Origin of the sequence: Flavobacterium cryophilum, assembly GCF_048286555.1 — a bacterium.
Taxonomy (GTDB): domain Bacteria; phylum Bacteroidota; class Bacteroidia; order Flavobacteriales; family Flavobacteriaceae; genus Flavobacterium.
This window is the reverse complement of record NZ_JBLVPZ010000001.1, coordinates 35,417-57,216: the sequence shown is the minus strand read 5'-3', so window position 1 is coordinate 57,216 and position 21,800 is coordinate 35,417. Positions and strand designations below refer to the sequence as shown.

At 33.6% G+C, this 21,800-nt stretch carries 23 protein-coding genes and 1 tRNA gene; 14 read left to right on the top strand and 10 right to left on the bottom strand.

Translation table 11 applies throughout. The features are described 5' to 3' along the window. Position 1 precedes the first annotated feature (1 nt). On the top strand, positions 2 to 1,276 hold the full coding sequence (locus tag ACNQGJ_RS00300) for a hypothetical protein (protein WP_417971228.1): 1,275 nt from the start codon (positions 2 to 4) through the stop codon (positions 1,274 to 1,276). A gap of 126 nt (positions 1,277 to 1,402) precedes the next feature. Here ACNQGJ_RS00300 and ACNQGJ_RS00295 read toward each other — a convergent pair whose 3' ends face one another. The 5 genes from ACNQGJ_RS00295 to ACNQGJ_RS00275 all read right to left on the bottom strand — a co-directional run bounded on the left by ACNQGJ_RS00295 (position 1,403) and on the right by ACNQGJ_RS00275 (position 4,920). Further along, a complete protein-coding gene (locus ACNQGJ_RS00295) occupies positions 1,403 to 2,035 on the bottom strand; it encodes a uracil-DNA glycosylase family protein (RefSeq protein ID WP_417971230.1) in 633 nt (210 codons plus the stop codon). Positions 2,036 to 2,212: 177 nt separating this feature from the next. After that, entirely contained in the window at positions 2,213 to 2,782 is a 570-nt protein-coding gene (locus ACNQGJ_RS00290) for a hypothetical protein (RefSeq protein WP_417971232.1), read from the bottom strand. Positions 2,783 to 2,976: 194 nt separating this feature from the next. After that, complete coding sequence (locus ACNQGJ_RS00285; protein ID WP_417971233.1) at positions 2,977 to 3,153, bottom strand: hypothetical protein; 177 nt, start codon at positions 3,151 to 3,153, stop codon at positions 2,977 to 2,979. Positions 3,154 to 3,607: 454 nt separating this feature from the next. Next, a complete protein-coding gene (locus ACNQGJ_RS00280) occupies positions 3,608 to 4,459 on the bottom strand; it encodes a hypothetical protein (protein ID WP_417971235.1) in 852 nt (283 codons plus the stop codon). Positions 4,460 to 4,843: 384 nt separating this feature from the next. Beyond that, positions 4,844 to 4,920, bottom strand: a tRNA-Ala gene (locus ACNQGJ_RS00275). A 125-nt stretch (positions 4,921 to 5,045) separates the two neighbouring features. Here ACNQGJ_RS00275 and ACNQGJ_RS00270 point away from each other — a divergent pair. The 3 genes from ACNQGJ_RS00270 to ACNQGJ_RS00260 all read left to right on the top strand — a co-directional run bounded on the left by ACNQGJ_RS00270 (position 5,046) and on the right by ACNQGJ_RS00260 (position 7,071). Continuing rightward, the gene (locus ACNQGJ_RS00270; protein WP_417971237.1) at positions 5,046 to 5,813 is read left to right on the top strand and encodes an enoyl-CoA hydratase/isomerase family protein; all 768 of its coding nucleotides are present in this window, start codon (positions 5,046 to 5,048) and stop codon (positions 5,811 to 5,813) included. A gap of 615 nt (positions 5,814 to 6,428) precedes the next feature. Further along, positions 6,429 to 6,707 carry a hypothetical protein gene (locus tag ACNQGJ_RS00265; RefSeq protein ID WP_417980293.1) on the top strand — a complete coding sequence of 93 codons (279 nt, stop codon included), beginning with the start codon at positions 6,429 to 6,431 and terminating at the stop codon, positions 6,705 to 6,707. Between the two features lies 1 nt (position 6,708). Then, positions 6,709 to 7,071: a (deoxy)nucleoside triphosphate pyrophosphohydrolase gene (locus tag ACNQGJ_RS00260; RefSeq protein ID WP_417971241.1), complete on the top strand. Its 363-nt coding sequence runs from the start codon at positions 6,709 to 6,711 to the stop codon at positions 7,069 to 7,071. Positions 7,072 to 7,086: 15 nt separating this feature from the next. Here ACNQGJ_RS00260 and ACNQGJ_RS00255 read toward each other — a convergent pair whose 3' ends face one another. After that, the gene (locus ACNQGJ_RS00255; protein ID WP_417971243.1) at positions 7,087 to 7,470 is read right to left on the bottom strand and encodes a transposase; all 384 of its coding nucleotides are present in this window, start codon (positions 7,468 to 7,470) and stop codon (positions 7,087 to 7,089) included. 91 nt (positions 7,471 to 7,561) lie between these two features. Between ACNQGJ_RS00255 and ACNQGJ_RS00250 the strand changes: the two genes are divergently transcribed. Further along, positions 7,562 to 7,933 (top strand): DUF3427 domain-containing protein, encoded by a 372-nt coding sequence (locus ACNQGJ_RS00250; protein ID WP_417971245.1) that lies wholly within the window; start codon positions 7,562 to 7,564, stop codon positions 7,931 to 7,933. A gap of 342 nt (positions 7,934 to 8,275) precedes the next feature. Continuing rightward, on the top strand, positions 8,276 to 8,590 hold the full coding sequence (locus tag ACNQGJ_RS00245; protein WP_417971247.1) for an HPF/RaiA family ribosome-associated protein: 315 nt from the start codon (positions 8,276 to 8,278) through the stop codon (positions 8,588 to 8,590). A 94-nt stretch (positions 8,591 to 8,684) separates the two neighbouring features. On the opposite strand, the gene ACNQGJ_RS00240 is transcribed toward ACNQGJ_RS00245, so the two are convergent. Further along, positions 8,685 to 10,265: a L,D-transpeptidase family protein gene (locus ACNQGJ_RS00240; protein ID WP_417971249.1), complete on the bottom strand. Its 1,581-nt coding sequence runs from the start codon at positions 10,263 to 10,265 to the stop codon at positions 8,685 to 8,687. A gap of 418 nt (positions 10,266 to 10,683) precedes the next feature. On the opposite strand from ACNQGJ_RS00240, the gene ACNQGJ_RS00235 reads away from it, so the two are divergent. After that, positions 10,684 to 13,140, top strand: a complete 2,457-nt coding sequence (locus tag ACNQGJ_RS00235; RefSeq protein ID WP_417971251.1) for an AsmA family protein — start codon at positions 10,684 to 10,686, stop codon at positions 13,138 to 13,140. Between the two features lie 67 nt (positions 13,141 to 13,207). After that, positions 13,208 to 13,663, top strand: a complete 456-nt coding sequence (locus tag ACNQGJ_RS00230) for a nuclear transport factor 2 family protein (protein ID WP_417971253.1) — start codon at positions 13,208 to 13,210, stop codon at positions 13,661 to 13,663. Between the two features lie 94 nt (positions 13,664 to 13,757). Here ACNQGJ_RS00230 and ACNQGJ_RS00225 read toward each other — a convergent pair whose 3' ends face one another. Further along, a complete protein-coding gene (locus tag ACNQGJ_RS00225; RefSeq protein WP_417971255.1) occupies positions 13,758 to 15,803 on the bottom strand; it encodes a M13 family metallopeptidase in 2,046 nt (681 codons plus the stop codon). A gap of 387 nt (positions 15,804 to 16,190) precedes the next feature. Here ACNQGJ_RS00225 and trmB point away from each other — a divergent pair, with 387 nt between their 5' ends. The 6 genes from trmB to ACNQGJ_RS00195 all read left to right on the top strand — a co-directional run bounded on the left by trmB (position 16,191) and on the right by ACNQGJ_RS00195 (position 20,040). Continuing rightward, positions 16,191 to 16,868, top strand: coding sequence for a tRNA (guanosine(46)-N7)-methyltransferase TrmB (trmB, locus tag ACNQGJ_RS00220; protein ID WP_417971373.1), 678 nt, complete (start codon positions 16,191 to 16,193; stop codon positions 16,866 to 16,868). Between the two features lie 30 nt (positions 16,869 to 16,898). Beyond that, entirely contained in the window at positions 16,899 to 17,534 is a 636-nt protein-coding gene (locus tag ACNQGJ_RS00215; RefSeq protein ID WP_417971257.1) for a LysE family transporter, read from the top strand. Positions 17,535 to 17,579: 45 nt separating this feature from the next. Then, positions 17,580 to 17,909 (top strand): MGMT family protein, encoded by a 330-nt coding sequence (locus ACNQGJ_RS00210; RefSeq protein ID WP_417971259.1) that lies wholly within the window; start codon positions 17,580 to 17,582, stop codon positions 17,907 to 17,909. Positions 17,910 to 18,111: 202 nt separating this feature from the next. After that, positions 18,112 to 19,239, top strand: coding sequence for an Mrp/NBP35 family ATP-binding protein (locus ACNQGJ_RS00205; RefSeq protein WP_417971261.1), 1,128 nt, complete (start codon positions 18,112 to 18,114; stop codon positions 19,237 to 19,239). Between the two features lie 64 nt (positions 19,240 to 19,303). After that, positions 19,304 to 19,543 (top strand): NifU family protein, encoded by a 240-nt coding sequence (locus ACNQGJ_RS00200; protein WP_417971263.1) that lies wholly within the window; start codon positions 19,304 to 19,306, stop codon positions 19,541 to 19,543. A 179-nt stretch (positions 19,544 to 19,722) separates the two neighbouring features. Continuing rightward, positions 19,723 to 20,040, top strand: coding sequence for a 2Fe-2S iron-sulfur cluster-binding family protein (locus ACNQGJ_RS00195; protein WP_417971265.1), 318 nt, complete (start codon positions 19,723 to 19,725; stop codon positions 20,038 to 20,040). A gap of 31 nt (positions 20,041 to 20,071) precedes the next feature. On the opposite strand, the gene ACNQGJ_RS00190 is transcribed toward ACNQGJ_RS00195, so the two are convergent. After that, positions 20,072 to 20,968, bottom strand: coding sequence for a serine/threonine protein phosphatase (locus ACNQGJ_RS00190; RefSeq protein ID WP_417971267.1), 897 nt, complete (start codon positions 20,966 to 20,968; stop codon positions 20,072 to 20,074). A gap of 81 nt (positions 20,969 to 21,049) precedes the next feature. Continuing rightward, positions 21,050 to 21,787 (bottom strand): SGNH/GDSL hydrolase family protein, encoded by a 738-nt coding sequence (locus ACNQGJ_RS00185; protein ID WP_417971269.1) that lies wholly within the window; start codon positions 21,785 to 21,787, stop codon positions 21,050 to 21,052. Positions 21,788 to 21,800 lie beyond the last annotated feature (13 nt).

Below are 21,800 nucleotides of genomic sequence, written 5' to 3'. Positions count from 1 at the left end.
AATGAAAATACTAAAATATAAAAAATTCACTGGGTTGCATGTGGTCTGTAAGAAATGCAACAAACTAATTGAGGTTTCACAAGATACATATAAAGGCTGTAAGCACCCGATAGAGCGCCAGAAATACAAAGCAATAATCAAGCTAAATGGAATCCGTAAAACAAGGGACTTGAAAGCATTGGAGTATGATGATGCAGTAGCAGAATTATTGGAATTCAAAAATCAATTATCAACCCCATTTAAATTTGTAACTCCTTTGCCAAAAGCAGAAGTTAAACATGAATTGTTGAAAGAATGTATAATGATGTATAGTGATTGGTTAGAAAATGTTGATGTGCCGAAACACCTACAAGTTATCCGTTCCAATGGTTATGTTAAATCAACTGTTCGCTACGTTCTGAATTTCACGGATTTTTTGCAAGCTAATTCTATCAATCTAAACAAGTTTAAAATCTATGATTTGAATGATGGTATTGTCGGAAAGTATTACGAGCATTTGGAGCCATTATGCAAATCAACATCAACGTATAATCACAACACAAAGGCTTTGAAGAACTTCAATAGCTTTTTGATTGATAAAAAGGGATATTTAATTCCAAATTACTTTAAGGATGTTAACTTAAAATATGAAAATTCAAATCCGATTAGCATTAACGATGATGACTTTATCAAGTTGTTGAATGCCATATCAGATGTTGATTCCGTCCACGTTTTCAAAACAGGTGAAAGAAAGAATATGTATAGACCTTATACTAGGGATGCGATTGAATTGGTTGCTTTTACAGGAATGCGAATTGAAGAATCAATGATTTTAAAGTATTCAGATATTGTGTTGGGTAATGATGGCGAAATTGAGCATTTAATTGGAACAGACCTCAAATTTGATAGAGCCCATAACTGGAACAACACCAAGGAACCAAAAAAGGTATTGATTCCATGTACCAAAGAATTAGAGGCTTTATTGATTCGATTGAATTATAAAGAGAATTTGGGGGTGGATAAGTATTTGATTGCAGATGATGAGAAGATTTTAAGGAAAACCATAGCGGTCCAATTAAGTGATTCGTTTACGTTTTTTAGAAATAAAGCACAAATCTCAAATATGTTTACTTTGAAACATTTAAGAAAAACGTTTTTAACGAAATTGCATATAAAAACTGGTTTTGTTGAAAGTATGGGTTATCAAAAATCGGGTAAGGTTACTATGACAAACTATATTGATAAAGTTGAAGTTGTAAAGGAAATAAATAGACAGGGATTTGGGTATTTTGGCTAGATTTTAAGTGATTAATATCACTGGTGTTTACAGTACTATAACTCCATAGTGTTCACGGCAAGTATTAGGTTTCGTCCAACAATAGGTTTCATTGTTCGTGTTCCGAAGGCAACGTAGCTCTAGCTATTAGCTGATAGCTTTGTTAAATAATAATTCGGCATATTGTTTATCTTTAATTTCACTTTTCTCACGACTTCTAGTAGCTGGATATAATAGATAAATTTCAATTTTTCTTTTTCCAAATTGATAAATCATTTTTTGTCCGTTTGCTGAAATACTATCTTCAGTTATAGATAATTTATTTTTTATAAGTTTAAATTTTAATATTTCAAAAGCTAATTTATATGTGCAACAAATTCTAACTAAACTCGAATTTTGGTTTAAAATATTTTCTAATTTTCCATTTTCTACAATATTTTCAACACCTATTAAATCCTCATCTTTTGTTGAGTTTTTTATTCTACTAATTTTTGTAAAAACATCTAAAAAACCGATTTCTTTTATCTCTGAAAAATTTTTTTTATCTATTTTATTTTGTTCAGGAGAAATTTCACAACATTTAGTTAGTGTTTTTTTTAGAGAATAAATTGGAAAAATATTTTCCATTCTATTCCAAAAATGATTTCTGACTGAAGAATAAAAGAAAAAGTTATTGTTATTATAGTAGACATCTTTAGGCGGAAATGTTCCTATGATAAGAGTTCTTATGTTTTTTTGGATAAAACCATTTTCTATAGGATGCTTTTCTATTTCTTTCATTACATTTATTTTAAAATTACCACGACCTTTCGGAGACTACAGCGTGTTTGGGACTAAATTAAGCCCAATTCTCGGATTTGCCTAAACATTCCAAATAAAAAATAATTTTTAAATCAAGCCAATTGTATTAAGTGTTGGTAGTAGTTTTTTTTGTCGTTGTTTGGAAGTTTTTTTACTCTAATTTAGGTTATAGTTATTGAAAAAATTGAATTCATCAACAATAGGGTGATTTCCTGTTTCCTTTTTTCTATGCTCAATTTGATATCTCATATAATCTTTATAGTTTGAAATTTTACTCCAAGGTTTTGGTGTTTTTTCATTGAACATCCCTTTTTGTACATAACTATCAATGGGAATATGAAAATATTTTGCATTAAGTTCAACGCTATTTATTCTTTCATTGCCAAATAACAACCAATATTTTAAAGTCATATTGACCCATTTTTGAGATTGTCCATATGAAAGTTCAGTCCAAGTTTGAATTAATTCTTCACACCAAATTTTATGTTGTTCATCAAATTCTTCTTGATTAAGAAATTGCTTATGCAATCCGACCTTTAAATTTGTCAATAGATAATTTTCGGCACTTTGTTTTAGAAATACTCTATTATTATCTATAATTTTTAAAGTTCTATTAAAATCCAAATAGGCTCGTTTTATTCCACCAAGTTCAAATCCATTAGCTATGTTGAAATAAAGTTTGATGAAAAAGTCTTGTTTTTCTCTATCCGTAAGTAATGAATTCATTTTTTGATAAATTATTGTTTAGTGCCTTTTAGCAATTAGTTTTGTTGGTTCAGTATGATATATAATTGTCGCTAAATTCACAAATTTCTAGTTTGTTTGCAGCTTATGAAAATATGTGTTTTAGTCTTAACGATAAAACGACAATTCTACTATTTTGGTATTAGTAAATGGCTCCTTCTTTTGCCAGTAGGTTATTAGAACTTTGTATTATAAATTATCGTATTATCTTTTTTTAATTTTCCACCAATTGTTGCGTCAATTTTCTTTAAAAAAAGTTTAAGTTTTCCCCCATTTTTAGAATTTAAGGTAATGTCAATTGATTTTGCACCTGTTGCTTTACAAATTTCAATAGTTTTTATTACCATTTCCATTTGTTTTTCAAGTTTTTTCGTATCATCAAATAAATCAAAAACCCTCGATATCAAATTAATTAATTCTTTGACAATTCCTTCAATATCGACATTTAAATTAGTCTTGCAGTTTTGGAGTTTATTTTTAAATCTTTTAGCTTTTGTTGTGCATTAATCAGCCCTTCTTATGTTGTTAAATCAAATTTTGGGTTATCCATTTTCTAAATTATTTATTATTATTTTTAATTATCTTTAGCCTTTGTAATAGTTTTTTCATAAAACAATTTTAAATCATTTTTAGATTATACATTGTGTTAGATTCATGATTCTGCATTTAAATTTTAACTAACGTTTGGCCGTTTTGAGTTGAAGTGTTGTACCTAACCTTTCAATTTTCGGGTTTCAATAAAATATGTTTCTTAACGGTAATTCCAATAAATCACAATATATAAACAGCGGTTGTATGTAGTATTTATTATGTATTCTTTATTAGATTTTTCATATTTTTCAAAAGTAGAAATAATTCTTTTTCCCTTTCGATTATTAAATCATCACACTCAATTTTATTAACTTTTGTTGGGTCTGTTGATTCAAAAACTATTATACCATCGGGGTCTTCTGCTGTTGAGTTGTCATGAAGTGTAAGAATATATAAAGATTGGCTTTTCATCGTAAGATTATTCAATCTTTTATCCTTAATATGACAGAGTTGCTTCATGAAATTATTGTAGTCGCTTTTATTGTTCTTTGACCATTTAGGGGCTCCATTAACAATTACCTCTCCATCATTCCATCCTTTTCCAATTAATCCTTCTTCAGCCGAATATTGATAATTTGTTTTTTTATTGAAATTTTGATTTTTTGAATATCTGCCTAAAAGAATAAAATGATTATCATTAAATTTATAAATGCTAATTCTTTCATTATAGCTTGAAAAAAATATTTTAAACATACTTAAAATATTATTACTACAAAGTTTATAATATTCATCTTTATAAATGTTGATGGATTTTTTTAATTCCTCATTTTTTTTAATTTCAGCAGAAACTGTTCTATTATGCAAATTTCGTTTTGTGCTTACAACAATCGAAACAAACATAATTATAGCAAATAAAATTAAAAGAAAAACCCAACTGTCTTCCCATGTGTAATCAGATACAAATTTTTTTGTACTATTGGACATTATACCAATTAATGTCATGCCAATAGCACCAATGACTGTTAGAAATTCAGACAAAAAGGTAGTTATGTATTCTCTTGTTTTCTTATACGATGTTAATATTAAGACAATTATTACAGCTATTATAAAGTATATTATTCCTGGCATTTATTTGGTTTAAATTTTTTTAATATTTCATACAACTTGCATATGCCCACTACAAACTAGCGGTTATACATCCAAATATGAAAATATTCTCGCTATTATGTAATTGATAATTATCTTTCCAAATATACAATTATATTTTTCTTACAAAAATCAAACGAGCTCTAAATTTTTTTTATACTTTTAACACGCTTTTTATTTTTACATCCAATGATTTTGAATAATTATAATGATAAAGTTGAAGTATGAATAGAAGTGAATCGGAAGGGATTTGGATACCTATAAGTGGAGCTTCATTTTTTACACTCCGAATATCAAAAGTACACTCAATAGGTACGCTTAGATTGCATAAAAAAAGCCTTACATTGCTGTAAGGCTTGATTTTACTGGTGGAGAATACGAGATTCGAACTCGTCACCTCTTGCCTGCCAGGCAAGCACTCTAGCCAAATGAGCTAATCCCCCAAAGTACATGGCAAATATAGCATTTAAATTTTCCAAAAAGCAAATTTCAAAATACAAATCCGTTCTATTCGAAAAAAAGTCAAATCCTTCTTTACTTTTTTTAACTTTACATCAAAATCCCCGCTATGGCATCAGAAAACCCAATAGGTTCACTCGTCACAACTATCGAGAATAAAATTGCAACCGTTTCATTTGGTCATCCTTCGAGTAATTCTTTTCCGAGAGAATTGTTAGACCGGCTCACTACTGAATTCAATAATTTAAGTGCCAACCCTGACGTTTCGGTGATAGGTATACAAAGTGAAGGCTCAGGTGCTTTTTGTGCAGGTGCTTCATTTGATGAACTTTTGGCTGTTTCCAATGAATCAGAAGGAACCGAGTTCTTTTCTGGATTTGCCCATTTAATCAATGCAATGCGTTTGTGTTCCAAGCTTATCGTGGGGCGCATTCACGGAAAAGCAGTTGGTGGCGGCGTAGGAATTGCTTCCGCTTGTGATTATGCATTGGCTACAAAAAATGCATCAATAAAATTATCAGAATTGGCTATCGGAATTGGACCCTTTGTAATAGAACCTGTCGTTTCGAAGAAAATTGGAAAAACGGCAATGGCCGAAATGACGCTGGCAGCTCACGAATGGAAAACCGCTGATTGGGCAAAAGATAACGGGTTGTACGCCAATACTTTTGAAACAATCGAAGCGTTAGATGCCGCAATAGTTGATTTTACTGATAAATTAGCCGGTTACAATCCGGAAGCTTTACTGGAGATGAAAAATGTTTTTTGGGAAGGAACGCAACATTGGGACACATTGTTGTTGGAACGTGCCGCGATTTCGGGTAAATTGGTGTTGTCAGATTTTACCAAAAAAGCGTTGTCTCAATTCAAAAAGTAATTTTTCAACTTTTTTTTCTGGAGCTATTTCCTGCTTTTCACTTCAATCTTTTTATTTTTAAAGAAAAAATAAAAAGGATTTTCGTTGCCATCAGGGCTCATATCTTTGCTAAGGTTAGAGATTTATGAAATACTTATCTTTGAAATAGTAACAATTGATAAGCAAAATGAAGTTGCAAAATTCTATCAGAGGCAGATACGTCAAAGATGATATTGTAAGCTAGGTTAATCAACTTCATTTTAATTACATTTCAAGTCACAATAGTGCTTAAGCACTAGGTTTTGAATTTAGATGCAGTATAACTTATGAGCCAAGATCCGTGTACTTTTTTGTTTATCGTAAATTTAAAAGTTATGGATTTAAAGTATTCAGTAGGTTCAGATGTTTCAAGCAAAAAGATTGATGGCTGTATTAGTGTTATAAACGAAAACAACAAGTAACTTTTAAATCAAAAATTGTTTTCAGCAACAATTTAGAGGGATATAAAAAACTAGAGCATTGGATTGAAAAGGGGCACAAAGTGCACCAAGTTTCTTTGGTTATTCGTATGGAAGCTACGGGTATTTATCACGTGCTTTGTATTTATTTGAAAAGGATTATAAAACCTCAATAATTTTGACAAACAATGCGAAAAAATATTTAGAATGTTTGGGTTTGAAATCAAAGAATAATTCGATAGATGAGAGAGGACTATCACAAACGGGAGCAGAACAATGTCTGGAATTATGGCAGCCATTGGGTCATTTTTATTATGAATTGCGTCGTTACACCAGGCAACATCAAAATATTCAGGAGTTGAAATCTGTAATTAATAATCAATTACACGCACTGGATTTGGATGTATCGAACAGAATCAATAATCAATTAGCTAAAAAGCACTTTAGAATTATTTGATTTGCAGCTAAAAGAATTAGATCAGAGCATGAAGTTGCATATCAAGTCGGATGAGAATATAAACATTGTAAACGTCACTTGCGCTATTATCGTAATTGAGAATAAAATTTTAGTTACTCAGCGCAGTGATAAAATGAAATTACCTTTAAAATGGGAATTTCCAGGAGGTAAATTAGAAGAAAACGAGACTGAAATAGATTGTATTAAAAGGGAAATTAAAGAGGAGATAAACATAGATATTGAAGTTCTAAAAAAGCTTTCTAGTAATATTTATGATTATGAAAAATTTAAAATTAATTTAATTCCTTTTATAGCAAAACATATTTATGGTGAAATTAAATTGACAGAATGGATATGCAAATAATAGGTACACATTGAGTTAAGGTACATTTTTGTAATTAATTTGATTGTTAAATTCTTCAGTAGTTGCATAATTCAAAGCAGAATGTCTCCTTTTTCTGTTGTACCAAATTTCAATGTATTCAAAGATTTCCAGTTTCATTCGTTCTTTAGAAATCAGTTTGTTTCCATAAATCAATTCAGTTTTCAAGGATTTAAAAAAGCTTTCCGCTACTCCATTGTCCCAACGATTTCCTTTGCGGCTCATACTGCGGGTTATTTTTTTGTAGGAATCAATAACATTTACAAACTTTTTGCTTGCATATTGAACACCTCTGTCGGAATGAAAAATCAAACCTTCCTCAATATTTCGGTTTTTGACCGCCATTTTCCAAGCCTTAAGCGAGGTTTCATCTGTACTCATTCCATCGCTTAAACTTTAACCTATGATTTTTCTATCGTACAAATCCATAATAGTTGTCAGGTATACAAATCCCTATTTGGTTTGAATATAGGTGATATCAGAAACCCAAGCTTTTAAAGACGTCTTTACAATAAACCCTCTGTTTAATATATTTTCAACGATAACAAATAAAGGATTGTCGTATATAAATCATATAGAGAATAATAAAAAAATATTACTTTTTGTTAGAGAAAAGGCAAATAATGAAAAAGGAAATACAATGGGTTATGTTTTTATTGGTGAAGGAGTTTTTAAAGATACTAAAGGTTCAAAACCTATGAGTGTTAAATGGGAACTTAGTGAGCCAATGCCAAATTATCTTTGGAAAGAATCTGCGAAAAATGTCAATTGGCTAATTAATTTAGATTTTATAACAATGACATTACTTGAAAAAATCGAATTCTTAGAGCAACTTCTCAATTAAACAGAAGAGAATTATCCTGACACTTTTAAAGCTGAAATTACTGTGTTCTTTAATAATAATTTTTCTAAAGAAAATTCACAGTTGCTTTTTTTGAATGATCTAAATTCATAACAAGAAATTGAAAATTGGGTAGAAAAACTAACTTCTCGGTTTGTAATGAAATTTGATTCTGGATTTGAAACGGAAACTGACTTTATTTATGATTATTTAGAAAATGGATAATCCAATTCTATCCTCAACTCCACAATTTCTCTCTTTTATTTTCACAATGTTTTATTAATTGGTTCGGTTTTTCATACTGCAATCGGTAAATTTGAAAGACAACATTAAATAAATAAAAATATGACAGTACAGATCAACACAGACAACAATGTAGAAGGACACGCACGTTTGAAAACGTATATTGCGGAAGAATTAGGAACAGCTTTGGCGCGTTTTGAAGATAAGATAACCCGTTTAGAAGTGCATCTTGCAGACGAAAATAGTGATAAATTCGGAGTCAACGATAAACGATGCCTAATCGAAGCCCGTCCCGTAAATATGCAACCTGTAGCGGTTACCAATCATGCCGATACTACAGAGAAAGCCTTTCACGGTGCCTTAGACAAAATTAAAAAAGTGTTGGACACCGCTTTTGAAAAACAGAAAGCGTATTAAATAGTTGCCTTTTGGCAAACAAAAAAATGACACTGTCTTTACAAGAAAGTGTCATTTTTTTTGGTAGTTATTCTTTGGAGAAAAAAGTTCTCTTTTATGTGTCAAACAGCAAAGTTGCCAATGTTTCATCTTTTTTGTACACATCTTCATAGAAATGAATCACGCCTTGATCATCTACCCAAGCCGTGAAATAACCAATATAGACTGGAATTTTGTTTTTAAGCGTGTACCAATATTCTTCTCCACCGTTCATCGCAGTTTCTATCTTTTCAGGGTTCCATTTTTTATCATTTTTCATAATCATGGCAGCTAGTTCTTTTGGTTTGGCTACACGAATGCATCCATGGCTGAAAGCGCGGTCTTCTTTCCCAAATAAACTTTTGGAAGGCGTATCGTGCAAATAAATCGCATTCGAATTGGGGAATAAAAACTTCACAAGCCCCAACGAATTTTCAGGACCTGGTTTTTGTCTTACATAATCATCTTTCCATTCCATGTCATGTTCGGCCAAGTAATTGGGATTTTCCGCTATGGCAGGTAAAATCTCTTTCTTTAGAATACTCTTCGGTACATTCCAATACGGTCTAAAAACAATGAATTTCATTGGCGCACTAAAAACCACCGTTTTGTTCATGGCTTTTCCTACGACAACTTTAGAACGTAATTCTGGTTTTCCGTCTCTGAAAAAGGTTAATTCATAGGCTGGAATATTCACCACAATTAATTCCTTGGATTTGGTAATATCATTCGAGATCCATCGGCAGCGTTCCATGTTGACCATAATGGTTTTGATGCGATCCGCAATAGAGACATTCATGTAGGCAATATGTTCCGGCAGAATCGTTTTGTTAAGGAGATTCCCGCTTCTCTTTTTAAATTTCAAAATTCCTGTAGCTAATTCGGCATCATATACAGCACTTTTAGAATCTCGGGAAAGATCGTCCGTAATAAACAAGCGGGTTCTAATTTGTGCAATTGTAGTGGCACTATCGCCAAGTTTATAGGATTTGACATTTGGATCCAGTGCAATGCTTTTCCATCCGCCTTTCTTTTCAATGCTGCGGTATTCCTGCAGCACATCTTTAAGAAGATAGTATTGCTTCAAAACCCCTTTTTCGTCTTTGTTGATCAACGAAGGATTAATTAACAGCGAATCTAAATAATTGACATACGATTGTCTTTTTCGAGGCAAAAACCACTCAAGATCTTTTGTTTTTTGAGTGCTAATTCCATCGTATACTTTATCGGCGTAAAAAAAGTACAACGCCGAACTCAATAGCTCAGTATCTATAGTTGCTTTTTGATTATCATCTGGATTATCATAAATGTCATCTAATTTTTCCTTGTAGGGAATCTCAGTTTCAATTCCTTCCTGACTCAAATTATTCACCTTATTATATAGCAAACCTGCAAATTCATTAAGTCCATCTTTATCAAACCAGATGTAATGAAATTGATGTTTGCGGTACAATTGTTCCACTTCGCCTTGGTAACTCTTCAGTTTTGGATATTTTCCAAAGAAAGTGCTAATTTGAGTGCTGTCAAAAGCAATTTCAATGGTGTTTAAACTCGTTTGAGTCTTTTGAGAATCAGGATTAGTTTTCTTTTTACAAGATACGACGGTTACCAGTACTGTAAAAGCAATAATTAATAACGGGGAAAATAACTTTTTCATAGGTCAAATTTTAATTCGTCAGGAATTCTTCTAAAGCATTACAAAAATACGTCAATTCATGTATCGTACTACCAGTTATGAATGGGCTTTGTTCTTCAAAGCAGAAATTACAAGCTAAAATTATAGGCATCAGGAAAAATAAAATAACTTATAAATAGTTGGTAATAAGCTATTTACTATTTTATTTTTGATTTTTAAATGAAATATTTTTGACAAATAAATTTTTAAAAATCCAAAAATTATGAAAATAATAGTACCACTTACTGCCAAAATATCGCTGTTTTTATTCTTTAATTCAGCTGAATAAGGTGCTCCGCTTAAAGTGATACTGCAGAATGCAAATTATAATTAGTAGTTTCAAATCAGTAGGAAAGTCAGTTTTTATGCTACCTTTATTATAAACAGTAAAGGAATACGGATGACTCAATTTTGGAAGGGCGCAGAAACATTTTTTAAAACAACAAATTTCAGGAAAACAATCAAAACAATTGGTTTTTTCATTGTGGGAATAGTTGCGTTTTTTCTATTATCTTCTGCGGTAGTTGCGCTTTATTTTAACAATAACAAAGCGGAAATTATCACGCAAATCAATGCCAAAATCAACGAAAATATTACGGGTACAATCGATATTGGCGATATCAGATATAAATTTTTAAAGGGGTTTCCTAATATGACTTTGGCGCTAAGCCAAGTAGAACTGAAAGACAGTTTGTGGGCCATTCACAAACGCACGTTGCTCAAAGCGGAACAAATAGAGATCCGGATCGATCTTTGGGACGTGCTTTCAAATGAGATTACTATAGATAAAATCGAAATTCAGCAGGCCACTTTGTATCTGTTTAAAGGTAAGAACGGAATTGTCAATACCGCGATTTTTAAGGTCCAGCCAAAAGGTGCAAAATCAAAAAGCTCAACTACTTCCTCCATTAATGAAATTGTGTTGGACCAAGTGCATTTTATTTCCGAAAATCAAGTAGGAAACAAGTTATTTGATTTTGATATTCTTGCTTTACGGAGTAAAATAGATTTCGACGATGACAATTGGCGCACCAAATTGTATCTGAAAACGAGTGCCAAAAATATGGCTTTCAATACCAAAAGAGGTAGTTTTATAAAAAATAAAATTGTTGAAGGGGTGTTGGTTGTTGACTTTTCGAAGCAAAAAAATCAGATTAGAGTCGCGACGGAACAGCTCAAAATAGGGAAAGAGTTTTTCGATATTAACGCACATTTTAGTTTGGACAAAAACAAGTCTCCTTTTGATATTGCTATTAAGACTAACATTTTGTGGAAAGATGCTTCTGAATTATTGAGTGCTAATATCAGCAGCCGGATCAATCAATTTGACTTAAAAAAGGCAATAAATGTGGGCTGTACGATTGTGGGCGACATGAATGCTGAAGGCGATCCGGAGATTGTAGTGATTACGAAAATAAAAAATAATGAACTCACGATACCGGACGGAATCATTTCAGACTGTAGTTTTGAAGCCAATTTTACCAACCATTATGAAAAAGATGCTGGATTTAATGATGTTAATTCTACGATTACAATTATGAATTTTTCTGGGAGATATAAAACGATTCCTTTTACAATTCCCATCGGAATTATTTCCAATTTTGAAAAAACAACTGCGGCCGGAAGCTTTAAATCAAATTTTAATGTGGCCCGATTGAACGAGATTGTTGCTAAAGATTTTATCCATTTTTCTGATGGTAACGCCAAAGTGAATCTGGAATTCAAATTTGATATTTTGAATCTAAAAATACAAAAACCAATGTTTACAGGAAATGTAGCCGTGAAAAATACAACGTTGAACTATGGTCCACGGAATTTGACTTTCGTAAAAACAGACATTCAGCTTGACTTTACGGAAGAAGCGCTTTTAATAAAAAAAATTAATTTTAAAGAACGTCGCAACACGATTTTTATGGAGGGGAAAATCGATAATTTCCTAACCTTGTATTATGAAAATCCAGAAAAAATGATTGTGAATTGGGATATCTACGCTCCTTTTTTAGATGTGAAACAGTTTATAGGTGTCATTACCCGTTCAGGTCCGAAATCCCCGAAAAAACAGCACGCAAAAAATGATTTATCGCAGGAACTAAATGGGGTAATTGATAAATGCCAAGTTGTATTGCGTCTAAAAGCGGATAAAATGATTTATCGTAAACTAGAGGCTGCGAATGCTAAAGCAACGGTTTTATTGGTCAATAACCAGTTAGTCGTACAAAATGGTTGGGTGCAAAGTTCAGGAGGTACAATATCTTTTGACGGGAAATTAGCGCCAAGTGGCGATCAATTTTTTCTGGAATCCAATGCAAAAATCAATCGGGTGGATATTGCGCGATTCCTGACTGCAATGAATAATTTTGGAATTCAATCCTTTAAACCCAAAAATATTAAAGGATTGCTATCTGCTTCGGCATCGGTAAAAGGAACTTTGCTCTCAGGAGGGCAACTAAAAACAAATTCACTTTCCGGTACCGCCAAATTTGCGGTAATTCAAGGTGCACTGGTAGATTTTGAACCTATTAAAAATATTGGTAAGTTCGCATTTCCTTTCAGAGATCTTGACAATATCGTGTTTAGGGATTTGTCCGGAAATTTTAAAATCAATGGCGATTTAGTCGATGTAAATGATTTGAAAGTCAGTTCTAACGTTTTAAATTTTGATGTAAACGGCGTGTATTCATTTAACAGAGGAACAAATTTAGCGATGACTATTCCGTTGAGAAATCCAAAAAAGGATGCGTTTATCACCGATGAAATTAAAAGAGCTGAAAAGCGCAATACTGGAATTGTATTGCATTTATTGGCAGTTGATGTGGATGGAAAAATAAAAGTCAGATGGAATAAAAACGATGAATAAATACTGAAATCACATGTATAAAATACGGACTGTCCTTATTGTTTTAATTTTGTCCGGATGCAAAAGCATGATGGAGAATCAAACAGTTTCAAAAGCAAATATCAATTCTACACTCGATGACTGGCACAAAGCTGCAGCTGAAGCTAATTATTACGACTATTTTAGTTTAATGACTGATGATGCAGTTTTCATAGGTACCGATGCGACAGAGAATTGGAATAAAAAAGCTTTTCAAGCCTATGCAAAACCTCATTTTGAGAAAGGTAAAGCGTGGCATTTTACCGCTTTGGAACGACATATTTATTTTGATGAAACAGGTAGAACAGCTTGGTTTGACGAATTGTTGAATACTCAAATGAAGCTGTGCCGTGGTTCCGGTGTTTTGATAAAAATAGGTAGTGAGTGGAAAATAAAACAGTATGTTTTATCAATGACGATCCCAAATGAAAATTCAAATGAAGTCATAAAAGTAAAGGCGTCGCTGGAAGATGCCATGATACAAACATTAAAGTCGAAACAATAAATTCATGTTATTAACTATTTAGTTATTCTCTCTTTTGTACAAAAAAACCGCTGCAAAAAAAGCAACGGTTTTCAGTAATCTATAAATCTGATAATTACCAGATTTTGACTCTTTTCTCTGGCGCCAGATACAATGAATCAGTAGGTTGTATGTTAAATGCGGTGTAAAACTCAGGTATATTACGAACGACGCCATTAATCCTGAATTTTGCTGGTGAATGCGGATCGGTAGCGATTTGATTTCGTAAAGCTTCCTCACGACTTTTATCTAACCAACATTGTCCCCAGCTTAATAATACTCGTTGATCACCCGTGAAGCCATCTAAAACGGGTGATTCTTTTCCTTCAAGACTCATTTTATAGGCTTTTAGCGCAATGGATAATCCTCCTAAATCTCCTATATTTTCCCCTTGGGTAAATTCACCATTTACATTGAGGTCAGGAAATACTTTGAAGGTATTGTACTGTGCGACTAATGCACCTGTTTTTTGCTTGAAAGCAGTTAAATCTTCAGGTGTCCACCAATTGCGTAGCACTCCGTCACCATCAAAGCTACTTCCTTGGTCATCAAAACCATGACCTATTTCATGCCCGATTACAGCACCAATTCCGCCATAATTTGCTGCGCCTTCTACTTTTACATCAAAGAAAGGCGGCTGAAGTATGGCTGCGGGAAATACGATTTCATTAAGTGGTGGATTGTAGTATGCATTTACAGTTTGTGGAGTCATTCCCCATTCAGTTCTGTCAACAGGTTTTCCTAATTTATTGATTTGTCTGTTGTATTCAAAAGCGGTGGCTTTTTGTTGGTTTCCGTATAAATCACCTTTAATTACTTTTAAGGTAGAATAATCTCTCCATTTGTCAGGATAACCAATTTTTGGAGTGAATTTCGAGAGTTTGTCCAAGGCTTGCATTTTGGTTTTTGGACTCATCCAATCCAGATTTTTTATACTTTCTCCATAGGCTTTTAGAAGGGTTTTAACTAAAAGTGTTACTTGTTCTTTGGCTTGGGGAGAGAAGTGTTTTTTCACATAGACCTTTCCCACGATTTCACCAAGGCTATTGTTTACTCTATCAACACCTCTTCGCCATAACGGTCGTTGTACTTGGGTTCCGTTGAGGGTTTTGCCAAAGAAGTCAAAATTTTCATTGTCTAGTTTAGCATTTAATGAGCTCGCCGCGCCATGAATGGCATTCCATTTCAGATAGGCTTTCCAAGTGTTTAAGGGTGTTGTTTTTATAATTGTGTTGAGCGATTTAATGTAATTAACTTGCGCGATTACGATGTGTTGTTGGTTTAGGATTCCAGCGTTTTTTAGCATGGTGGACCAATTAAAATCAGGCATAAGTTGTTTCAAATCGGTAATCGCATATTTGTTGTACAGTTTTACGATGTCACGGGTTTGCTCTTTTTTCATATGCTGCGCTGCCAAAGTAGTTTCTAATGCCATGATTTTTTTGGCTAATTCAGGGGCATTAGCTATTCCGCCCAGTTGTAGCATCTTCTCGATATGAATTACATATTTTTTTTGTATTTCCTTAGATTTGATATCTTCAAGGGAGTAATATTCTCTATCCGGTAATCCTAAACCACCTTGCCAAGAAATAAGCATGTATTGGGTTGGATTTTTTAAATCCTCCATTACTGAAACAGAGAATGGAATGTTGATTCCGGATTTATTGGCATATCCAAAATAAGCAGCCAGATCAGTATAGTTTTTAATAGCGTCAATTTTAGTGAATTCTGGAAGTAACGGTGTAATTCCTTTTTGTTCCCTCATTTTGGTATCCATGAAGGCTTCGTAAAAATCTCCGATTTTTTGTTCATCGGAACCGGCTGCAAAATTAGCTTTGGACGAAGCTTCAATAATGGCTTTTACGTCTTCTTGTGATTTTTCATAAACCATATAGCCAGCACCATAAGAGGCTTTATCATCTGGTATTTTAGTGTTTTTAATCCAAGTTCCGTTGCTATAGGCATCAAAATTATCACCAGGTCTGACCGATGTGTCTATGTTTTCTTTGTTAATTCCAGAAAGAAGTGGGTCTGATTTTTCAGAAGTGTTAAAAGCACCTAACAATAAAATGGAAGATACCAACATGATCTGTGTTCTAATCGGGTATAGTTTGGATTTCATAAGTTGAATTTTAGAACATAAATGTAATTAAAAAAGATTGACGTTTTTTAATAAATTGATTATTAAATACTTAAAACCAAGCGATATTTGACGTAAAGGAGCTAAATCATAAATTTCAAACATTTGTTTCGCGTAAATTTTTTACCGCTATAGTCTAAAGGAGTTAGCTTATTGTTCTTTTTCTGCATAGATGTACTTTAAAGCAACACTCTTGCCCTTCTTGAGATAAATCAAGAACTATTTTATAAGTAAAAAGGAAATTAACAAGGATGTTATGAGTTGAAATGTTTGTAATTGTCCTAATTTTTAAAACGTTTTTTCATTTTTATGCCGGTATTCCGTTCGGTCTTATATATTTCCTTAATTTTGCCGAAATATTCTGAAAAAGTGGGAAGTAAAAATAAATTAAAGAGGTTCAAGGAAAACGAAACATTTACAAACGTTTTTCAGCCAACGAGAGAAGAGGTTGTAGCAGATTTATTTCCGCTTAAAGGCAAATGGAATTCGGAATTCTTCAAAAATGAAAATCCGGTAGTGCTGGAATTAGGCTGTGGAAAAGGAGAATATTCAGTAGGTCTTGCCGAAAGATATCCAAATAAAAATTTTGTTGGAATCGATATCAAAGGAGCCCGTTTCTGGCGTGGTGCCAAAACTGCCGTTGATACCGGATTACATAACGTGGCTTTTATCAGAACCCAAATTGAATTAATCGAACACATTTTTGCAGAAAATGAAGTAGATGAAATCTGGATTACTTTTCCGGATCCACAAATTAAATACAAACGCACAAAACACAGAATGACTAATTCGGAGTTTTTGCAATTGTATAAAAAAATACTTACAAAAGATGGCGTTGTAAATTTAAAAACGGATAGCGAGTTCATGCATGGATACACCCTTGGGTTGTTGCACGGTGAAGGACACGAAGTTTTATATGCCAATCATAATGTGTATGTAAATGAGGGAAGTCCGGAGGAAGTGACTGCATTTCAAACTTTTTATGAAAAACAATATTTGGAAATTAACAAAGCAATTACGTATATTCGATTTAAAATTAAAGAATAATTTTGCTATTTTGATCCTTGTATTGTGCCTATGAATTTAATTACTTCCTTGTGTTTGGGTTTTGTTACTGCTTTTGTAGGGATTACACCTCCGGGATTAATCAATATGACAGCCGCCAAAGTGAATCTGAAAGAAGGAAAGAGAAGTGCTTATTGGTTTGTTTTAGGAGCGATAATCGTAATTTTTTTCCAGGCGACACTAGCCATATTATTTGCAAGGTACATTGAAGGCAGACCAGAGGTTATTGTTTTGCTGCGCGAAGTGGGATTTGCTATATTTTCAGTATTAACCATTTACTTCTTGCTGATTGCCAAAAAACCAAAAGCGAAGAAAGGTAAAATTAAAAAGAAGAGTACTTCCACTCGTTTTTTTCTGGGAATGTTGTTGTCTGCACTTAATTTTTTTCCCATTCCATATTATGTTTTTGTAAGCATAACGTTGGCTTCTTATAAATTGTTTGCTTTTGATATTTCGCATGTTTTTACTTTTGTTATGGGTGTGGTATTGGGTTCTTTTTTAGTTTTTTATTTGTACATCACTTTCTTCCAGAAAATAGAAAACAAAACAGATTATATGATGAAAAACATGAATACCATCATAGGAAGTATAACAGGATTAATCGCTTTAATCACTTTAATCAATATTATTCGGTATTATCTGAGATAGCTTTTTAAACAGAATAATAGCGCGGTTGTGTCCGATTTTATAACTATGTCAAACGATAACTTTTTTGAACGCGTTTATGCTATCGCCAGGCAAATTCCTTACGGGAAAGTCACTTCTTATGGGGCTATTGCGAAGGCTTTGGGGACAGCCCGCTCTGCTCGAATGGTAGGCTGGGCACTAAATGCTTCGCATACTCTCGAAGATGTTCCGGCACATCGTGTAGTGAATCGAAAGGGATTGCTGACGGGGAAATTGCATTTTGACGGAACCAATCTTATGCAGCAATTACTAGAAAACGAGGGAATTGTTGTGGTTGACAACCAAATTGTGGATTTCGAGAAGCATTTCTGGCATCCGGAAGTGAGGATTAAGTAATCAGAAAGAATACAATACTTCAGCTTTATTAGGGCCAAAAAACGATATTTTCTTTCATAAATACGTTCAATTTTGCCATCAATAATTGCAATGCAAAATCTTTAAAATAAGAACTTTTCATAGTATCTTTGTAATCTGAAGTCAGTTTAAATAAAGATAATATTTTGGTACTAAAAGGCCAATAGAAAACAGTAAACTAAAAATGAAATTAGATAGAAAAGACATTCTTAAAGCTTTAGAAACGATTACTATAGCTGGAGAAGGAAAAAATATGGTTGAAAGTGGTGCAATAGCAAATGTAATTACTTTTGGCGATGAGGTTGTAGTAGATTTAGTATTGCACACACCAGCAATGCACATTAAAAAACGTGCAGAAGACGATATCAGAAAAACAATTCTTGAATTAGTATCTCCAGATGCTAAAATCAAAATCAATAGTAAAGTTGAGGTTCCGGACAAACCAGAAATCAAAGGGAAATCAATACCAGGAATAAAAAACATTATAGGTGTTGCCTCTGGTAAAGGAGGAGTAGGGAAATCTACGGTAACCGCAAATCTGGCGGTATCATTAGCAAAAATGGGTTTTTCAGTTGGAATTTTAGACGCCGATATTTACGGACCGTCTATGCCAATTATGTTTGATGTGGAAAATGAAAAACCAATCTCTGTAACGGTCAATGGAAAATCAAAAATGAAACCGGTTGAAAGCTACGAAGTAAAAATTCTTTCGATAGGATTTTTTACTGCGCCAAGTCAAGCGGTAATCTGGAGAGGACCTATGGCTTCTAAGGCATTGAACCAAATGATTTTTGATGCAGACTGGGGAGAATTGGATTTTTTGTTAGTCGATTTGCCACCAGGGACAGGAGATATTCATCTTTCCATCGTGCAATCATTGCCCATAACGGGTGTTGTAATAGTGAGTACTCCACAGGCAGTAGCTCTGGCCGATGCTAAAAAAGGAGTTTCAATGTTTATGTCAGAGGCTATAAATGTTCCTGTCTTAGGAATTATTGAAAACATGGCGTATTTCACACCAGAAGAATTACCAGAAAATAAATATTACATCTTTGGAAAAGAAGGCGCTAGAAATCTTGCAGAAGATCTAGAAGTTCCATTCCTTGGCGAAGTGCCAATCGTTCAATCTATTCGTGAAGCAGGAGATTACGGTCGTCCGGCAGCGATGCAAACAGGTTCTATTATCGAAACTGTTTTCGAAGAAATCACTAGAAATGTGGTACGGGAAGTAGTAAGTAGAAACGAAAGTTTACCTGCGACTGAGGCTGTTAAAATCACAACTATGGCCGGTTGTTCAGCAGTAAAAAAATAAATTGAAATTTGGTTTGTTAGGAAAATCTAAAAATCTAACAGGCCAAAAATCCAACAATCTAATTATGACAACAGAAGAATTAGTAGTAGAAGTTCAAAAAGCACTCGAAGAAATCAGACCTTTTTTAAATTCTGACGGCGGTGATATCACATTGATCTCTATCGAGGATGACAAACACGTAAAAGTACGTCTCGAGGGAGCGTGTACCAGTTGTAGTGTCAACCAAATGACATTAAGAGCTGGTGTGGAAACCACCATTAAAAAGTTTGCACCACAAATAGAAACTGTCGTAAATATTCTATAAATTTTTTGGACGTGACGCTTTTAAGATAAAAGGCTACTCGATATTAATGTGGGTAACTGCCTTTTCTTAAGAGCGCTGGGCTATTTGCGCTACTTTGGTAGCTGGCTTTTATCCCTAGCATACAATCCGTATTCCAATAGTATACAACTGATTATCCAACCAATTCCAAAACTTAAAAAATGGATGTACTAATAAAGATAAAAGATAGAGAAGGAGTAATACATGAATTACAGGCTCCAACAGATATGGCTATGAACATCATGGAATTATGCAAAGCCTATGAGCTTCCTGTAGAAGGAACTTGTGGCGGAATGGCCATGTGTGCGTCGTGTCAATGTTATGTTCTTAATAACGTGCCTTTGCCAGAAATGGGCGATGATGAAGAAGCGATGCTTTCAGAAGCATTTTACGTAAAATCAAATAGTCGTTTGGGCTGTCAAATCCCAATCACGGAAAGCCTCGAAGGATTAGAACTGGAGTTGGCTCCGGAAAATTAATAAGAAAGCGTTTGCCTAGCAAACGCTTTTTTTATTTGTAATCTTTTAGATTAGTAGGGCCTTCAAGTACCTCTCGTACAACTTGAAGAACGCCATTCTCCTTCGTGTCTATAAACCATTTTATAAGTGTTATCGTTCCGTTTACAATTTCTATTCCGGTGATACTTCTAGGGTGTACACAGCTTCCGTCATTGAAGTAAGGAGTTGTGTTCTGACTTGGGTAAGAAAAACTAGGACGATGCGTATGGCCCACAATAGTAATTTTTCGATTGTTGTTCTCGATCCATTTTTTGATGCGCAATTCGATTTTTATCCGTTCTATATAATTCTTAGCAGGACTCGTAGGATCTGATATTCCCCAGATTTGTAAAGGTTTCCATAAAACGCGTACCATAAACCGATTGATTTTCCAACCCACATAATTCATGAAATCGGCTTGATGACCATGAGTCAAAAACAATTCCTGATGGGTTTTCTGGTGAACTAAAACGATGGCTTCGTGGCATTGTATGCCAGTGAACAAGGGTTCAATTCTATCATTTTGTGTGTTTGTATACGTAGTAAGTGTTTTTGCTACATGGTCTTTATCTCGAAAAGTCATTTCATGATTGCCCCAAATTTTATAGTACCTATTGGAATCGTGAAATTTCTTTAGCAAAAGATACACGTTCTTGTGTGCTTCAAAAATGGTTTTAAAGAATATATTTTCCCATAACTCATCGCCGTCTCCCAGCTCACAATAGGTAAAGCCATCATTGTAATATTGGGTCATAGCATGAAAATAGACATTTCGATTGCTTGCAAAATCATCAGCAAAACTGTTGTCACTTCTGTGACAATCACTAAAAAGGATGAATTTTGATTGATCGTCAAAAGGAATTCTTTTGGCCTCTTTGTACGCTGTCGTTAATCGTTCTTGGGAAGACATTGATATATTTTAAAAAATAAAGATAAAAAAAATAGCGAAGAAAGCTGTTTTTTGGATAGATACTTCTTTGAGGAATTGTTTTTAATTATGTAAAGCAGTTGTCGCTTTTGGTAAAATTCGCTCTACAAATAATGAATACGCTGCTTCCGAAGGATGAAGTCCATCTTGAGCTACAAGATTCTTGTTCGTTAAACCTTGTCGGGTAATATCCGTTATGTTTATAAACACTATTGTATTGTCATCGCAGTATTTTTTTGCAAAAGCATTATACAAATCTATTTCTGTCGAAATTGTACTTTGGTTACCAGATGCTTGACCAAAAGGAGTAAAGGCATAATCAGGTATTGAAATTACAATTACATTCGTTTTATCCCCTTTTGCAAGAGCAACAGCTTTATTCAGTAATTCAGGAAATTCTTTTTCGTATAATGAAAAAGGTTTGTTTTGATATTGATTGTTTACGCCGATAAGCAGTGTGACCAAATCATAATTAAAAGTTGGATTCTGGGTGTTTATTGCCGTAATTAAGTTGGAAGTAGTCCATCCGGTTTGTGCAATAATTTTCAAGGAATAAGTGTTGTTCGGATTTAGATTTCCCAGGTTCTTTACTAATTGTGCAGGGAATCTACAGGTTTCACATACGCTCTGCCCAATAGTGTAGCTGTCGCCAAGTGCTAAGTAATTAAAGGATTTGCCTTGTGTTTGCGGCATTGTAATTATGGGTGTGGGAGCTTTTTCAGTAACTGGGTTTTCGGTGCTGCAACTCCCAATGAAAAGGAGTGAAAGGAACGCAACTAGTAGTTGGAATTGTTTTTTCATTATTTTGGAATTT

Excerpts from the sequence above, each read along its gene's own strand:
- ACNQGJ_RS00230 (WP_417971253.1), top strand. The coding sequence starts at position 13,208 with ATGATGGAGAATCAAACAGTTTCAAAAGCAAATATCAATTCTACACTC.
- ACNQGJ_RS00205 (WP_417971261.1), top strand. The coding sequence starts at position 18,112 with ATGAAATTAGATAGAAAAGACATTCTTAAAGCTTTAGAAACGATTACT.
- ACNQGJ_RS00210 (WP_417971259.1), top strand. The coding sequence starts at position 17,580 with ATGTCAAACGATAACTTTTTTGAACGCGTTTATGCTATCGCCAGGCAA.
- ACNQGJ_RS00225 (WP_417971255.1), bottom strand. The coding sequence starts at position 15,803 with ATGAAATCCAAACTATACCCGATTAGAACACAGATCATGTTGGTATCT.
- ACNQGJ_RS00300 (WP_417971228.1), top strand. The coding sequence starts at position 2 with ATGAAAATACTAAAATATAAAAAATTCACTGGGTTGCATGTGGTCTGT.
- ACNQGJ_RS00295 (WP_417971230.1), bottom strand. The coding sequence starts at position 2,035 with ATGAAAGAAATAGAAAAGCATCCTATAGAAAATGGTTTTATCCAAAAA.
- ACNQGJ_RS00200 (WP_417971263.1), top strand. The coding sequence starts at position 19,304 with ATGACAACAGAAGAATTAGTAGTAGAAGTTCAAAAAGCACTCGAAGAA.
- ACNQGJ_RS00185 (WP_417971269.1), bottom strand. The coding sequence starts at position 21,787 with ATGAAAAAACAATTCCAACTACTAGTTGCGTTCCTTTCACTCCTTTTC.
- ACNQGJ_RS00280 (WP_417971235.1), bottom strand. The coding sequence starts at position 4,459 with ATGCCAGGAATAATATACTTTATAATAGCTGTAATAATTGTCTTAATA.
- ACNQGJ_RS00195 (WP_417971265.1), top strand. The coding sequence starts at position 19,723 with ATGGATGTACTAATAAAGATAAAAGATAGAGAAGGAGTAATACATGAA.
- ACNQGJ_RS00215 (WP_417971257.1), top strand. The coding sequence starts at position 16,899 with ATGAATTTAATTACTTCCTTGTGTTTGGGTTTTGTTACTGCTTTTGTA.
- ACNQGJ_RS00240 (WP_417971249.1), bottom strand. The coding sequence starts at position 10,265 with ATGAAAAAGTTATTTTCCCCGTTATTAATTATTGCTTTTACAGTACTG.
- ACNQGJ_RS00285 (WP_417971233.1), bottom strand. The coding sequence starts at position 3,153 with ATGGAAATGGTAATAAAAACTATTGAAATTTGTAAAGCAACAGGTGCA.
- ACNQGJ_RS00290 (WP_417971232.1), bottom strand. The coding sequence starts at position 2,782 with ATGAATTCATTACTTACGGATAGAGAAAAACAAGACTTTTTCATCAAA.
- ACNQGJ_RS00190 (WP_417971267.1), bottom strand. The coding sequence starts at position 20,968 with ATGTCTTCCCAAGAACGATTAACGACAGCGTACAAAGAGGCCAAAAGA.
- ACNQGJ_RS00270 (WP_417971237.1), top strand. The coding sequence starts at position 5,046 with ATGGCATCAGAAAACCCAATAGGTTCACTCGTCACAACTATCGAGAAT.
- ACNQGJ_RS00255 (WP_417971243.1), bottom strand. The coding sequence starts at position 7,470 with ATGAGTACAGATGAAACCTCGCTTAAGGCTTGGAAAATGGCGGTCAAA.
- ACNQGJ_RS00235 (WP_417971251.1), top strand. The coding sequence starts at position 10,684 with ATGACTCAATTTTGGAAGGGCGCAGAAACATTTTTTAAAACAACAAAT.
- ACNQGJ_RS00245 (WP_417971247.1), top strand. The coding sequence starts at position 8,276 with ATGACAGTACAGATCAACACAGACAACAATGTAGAAGGACACGCACGT.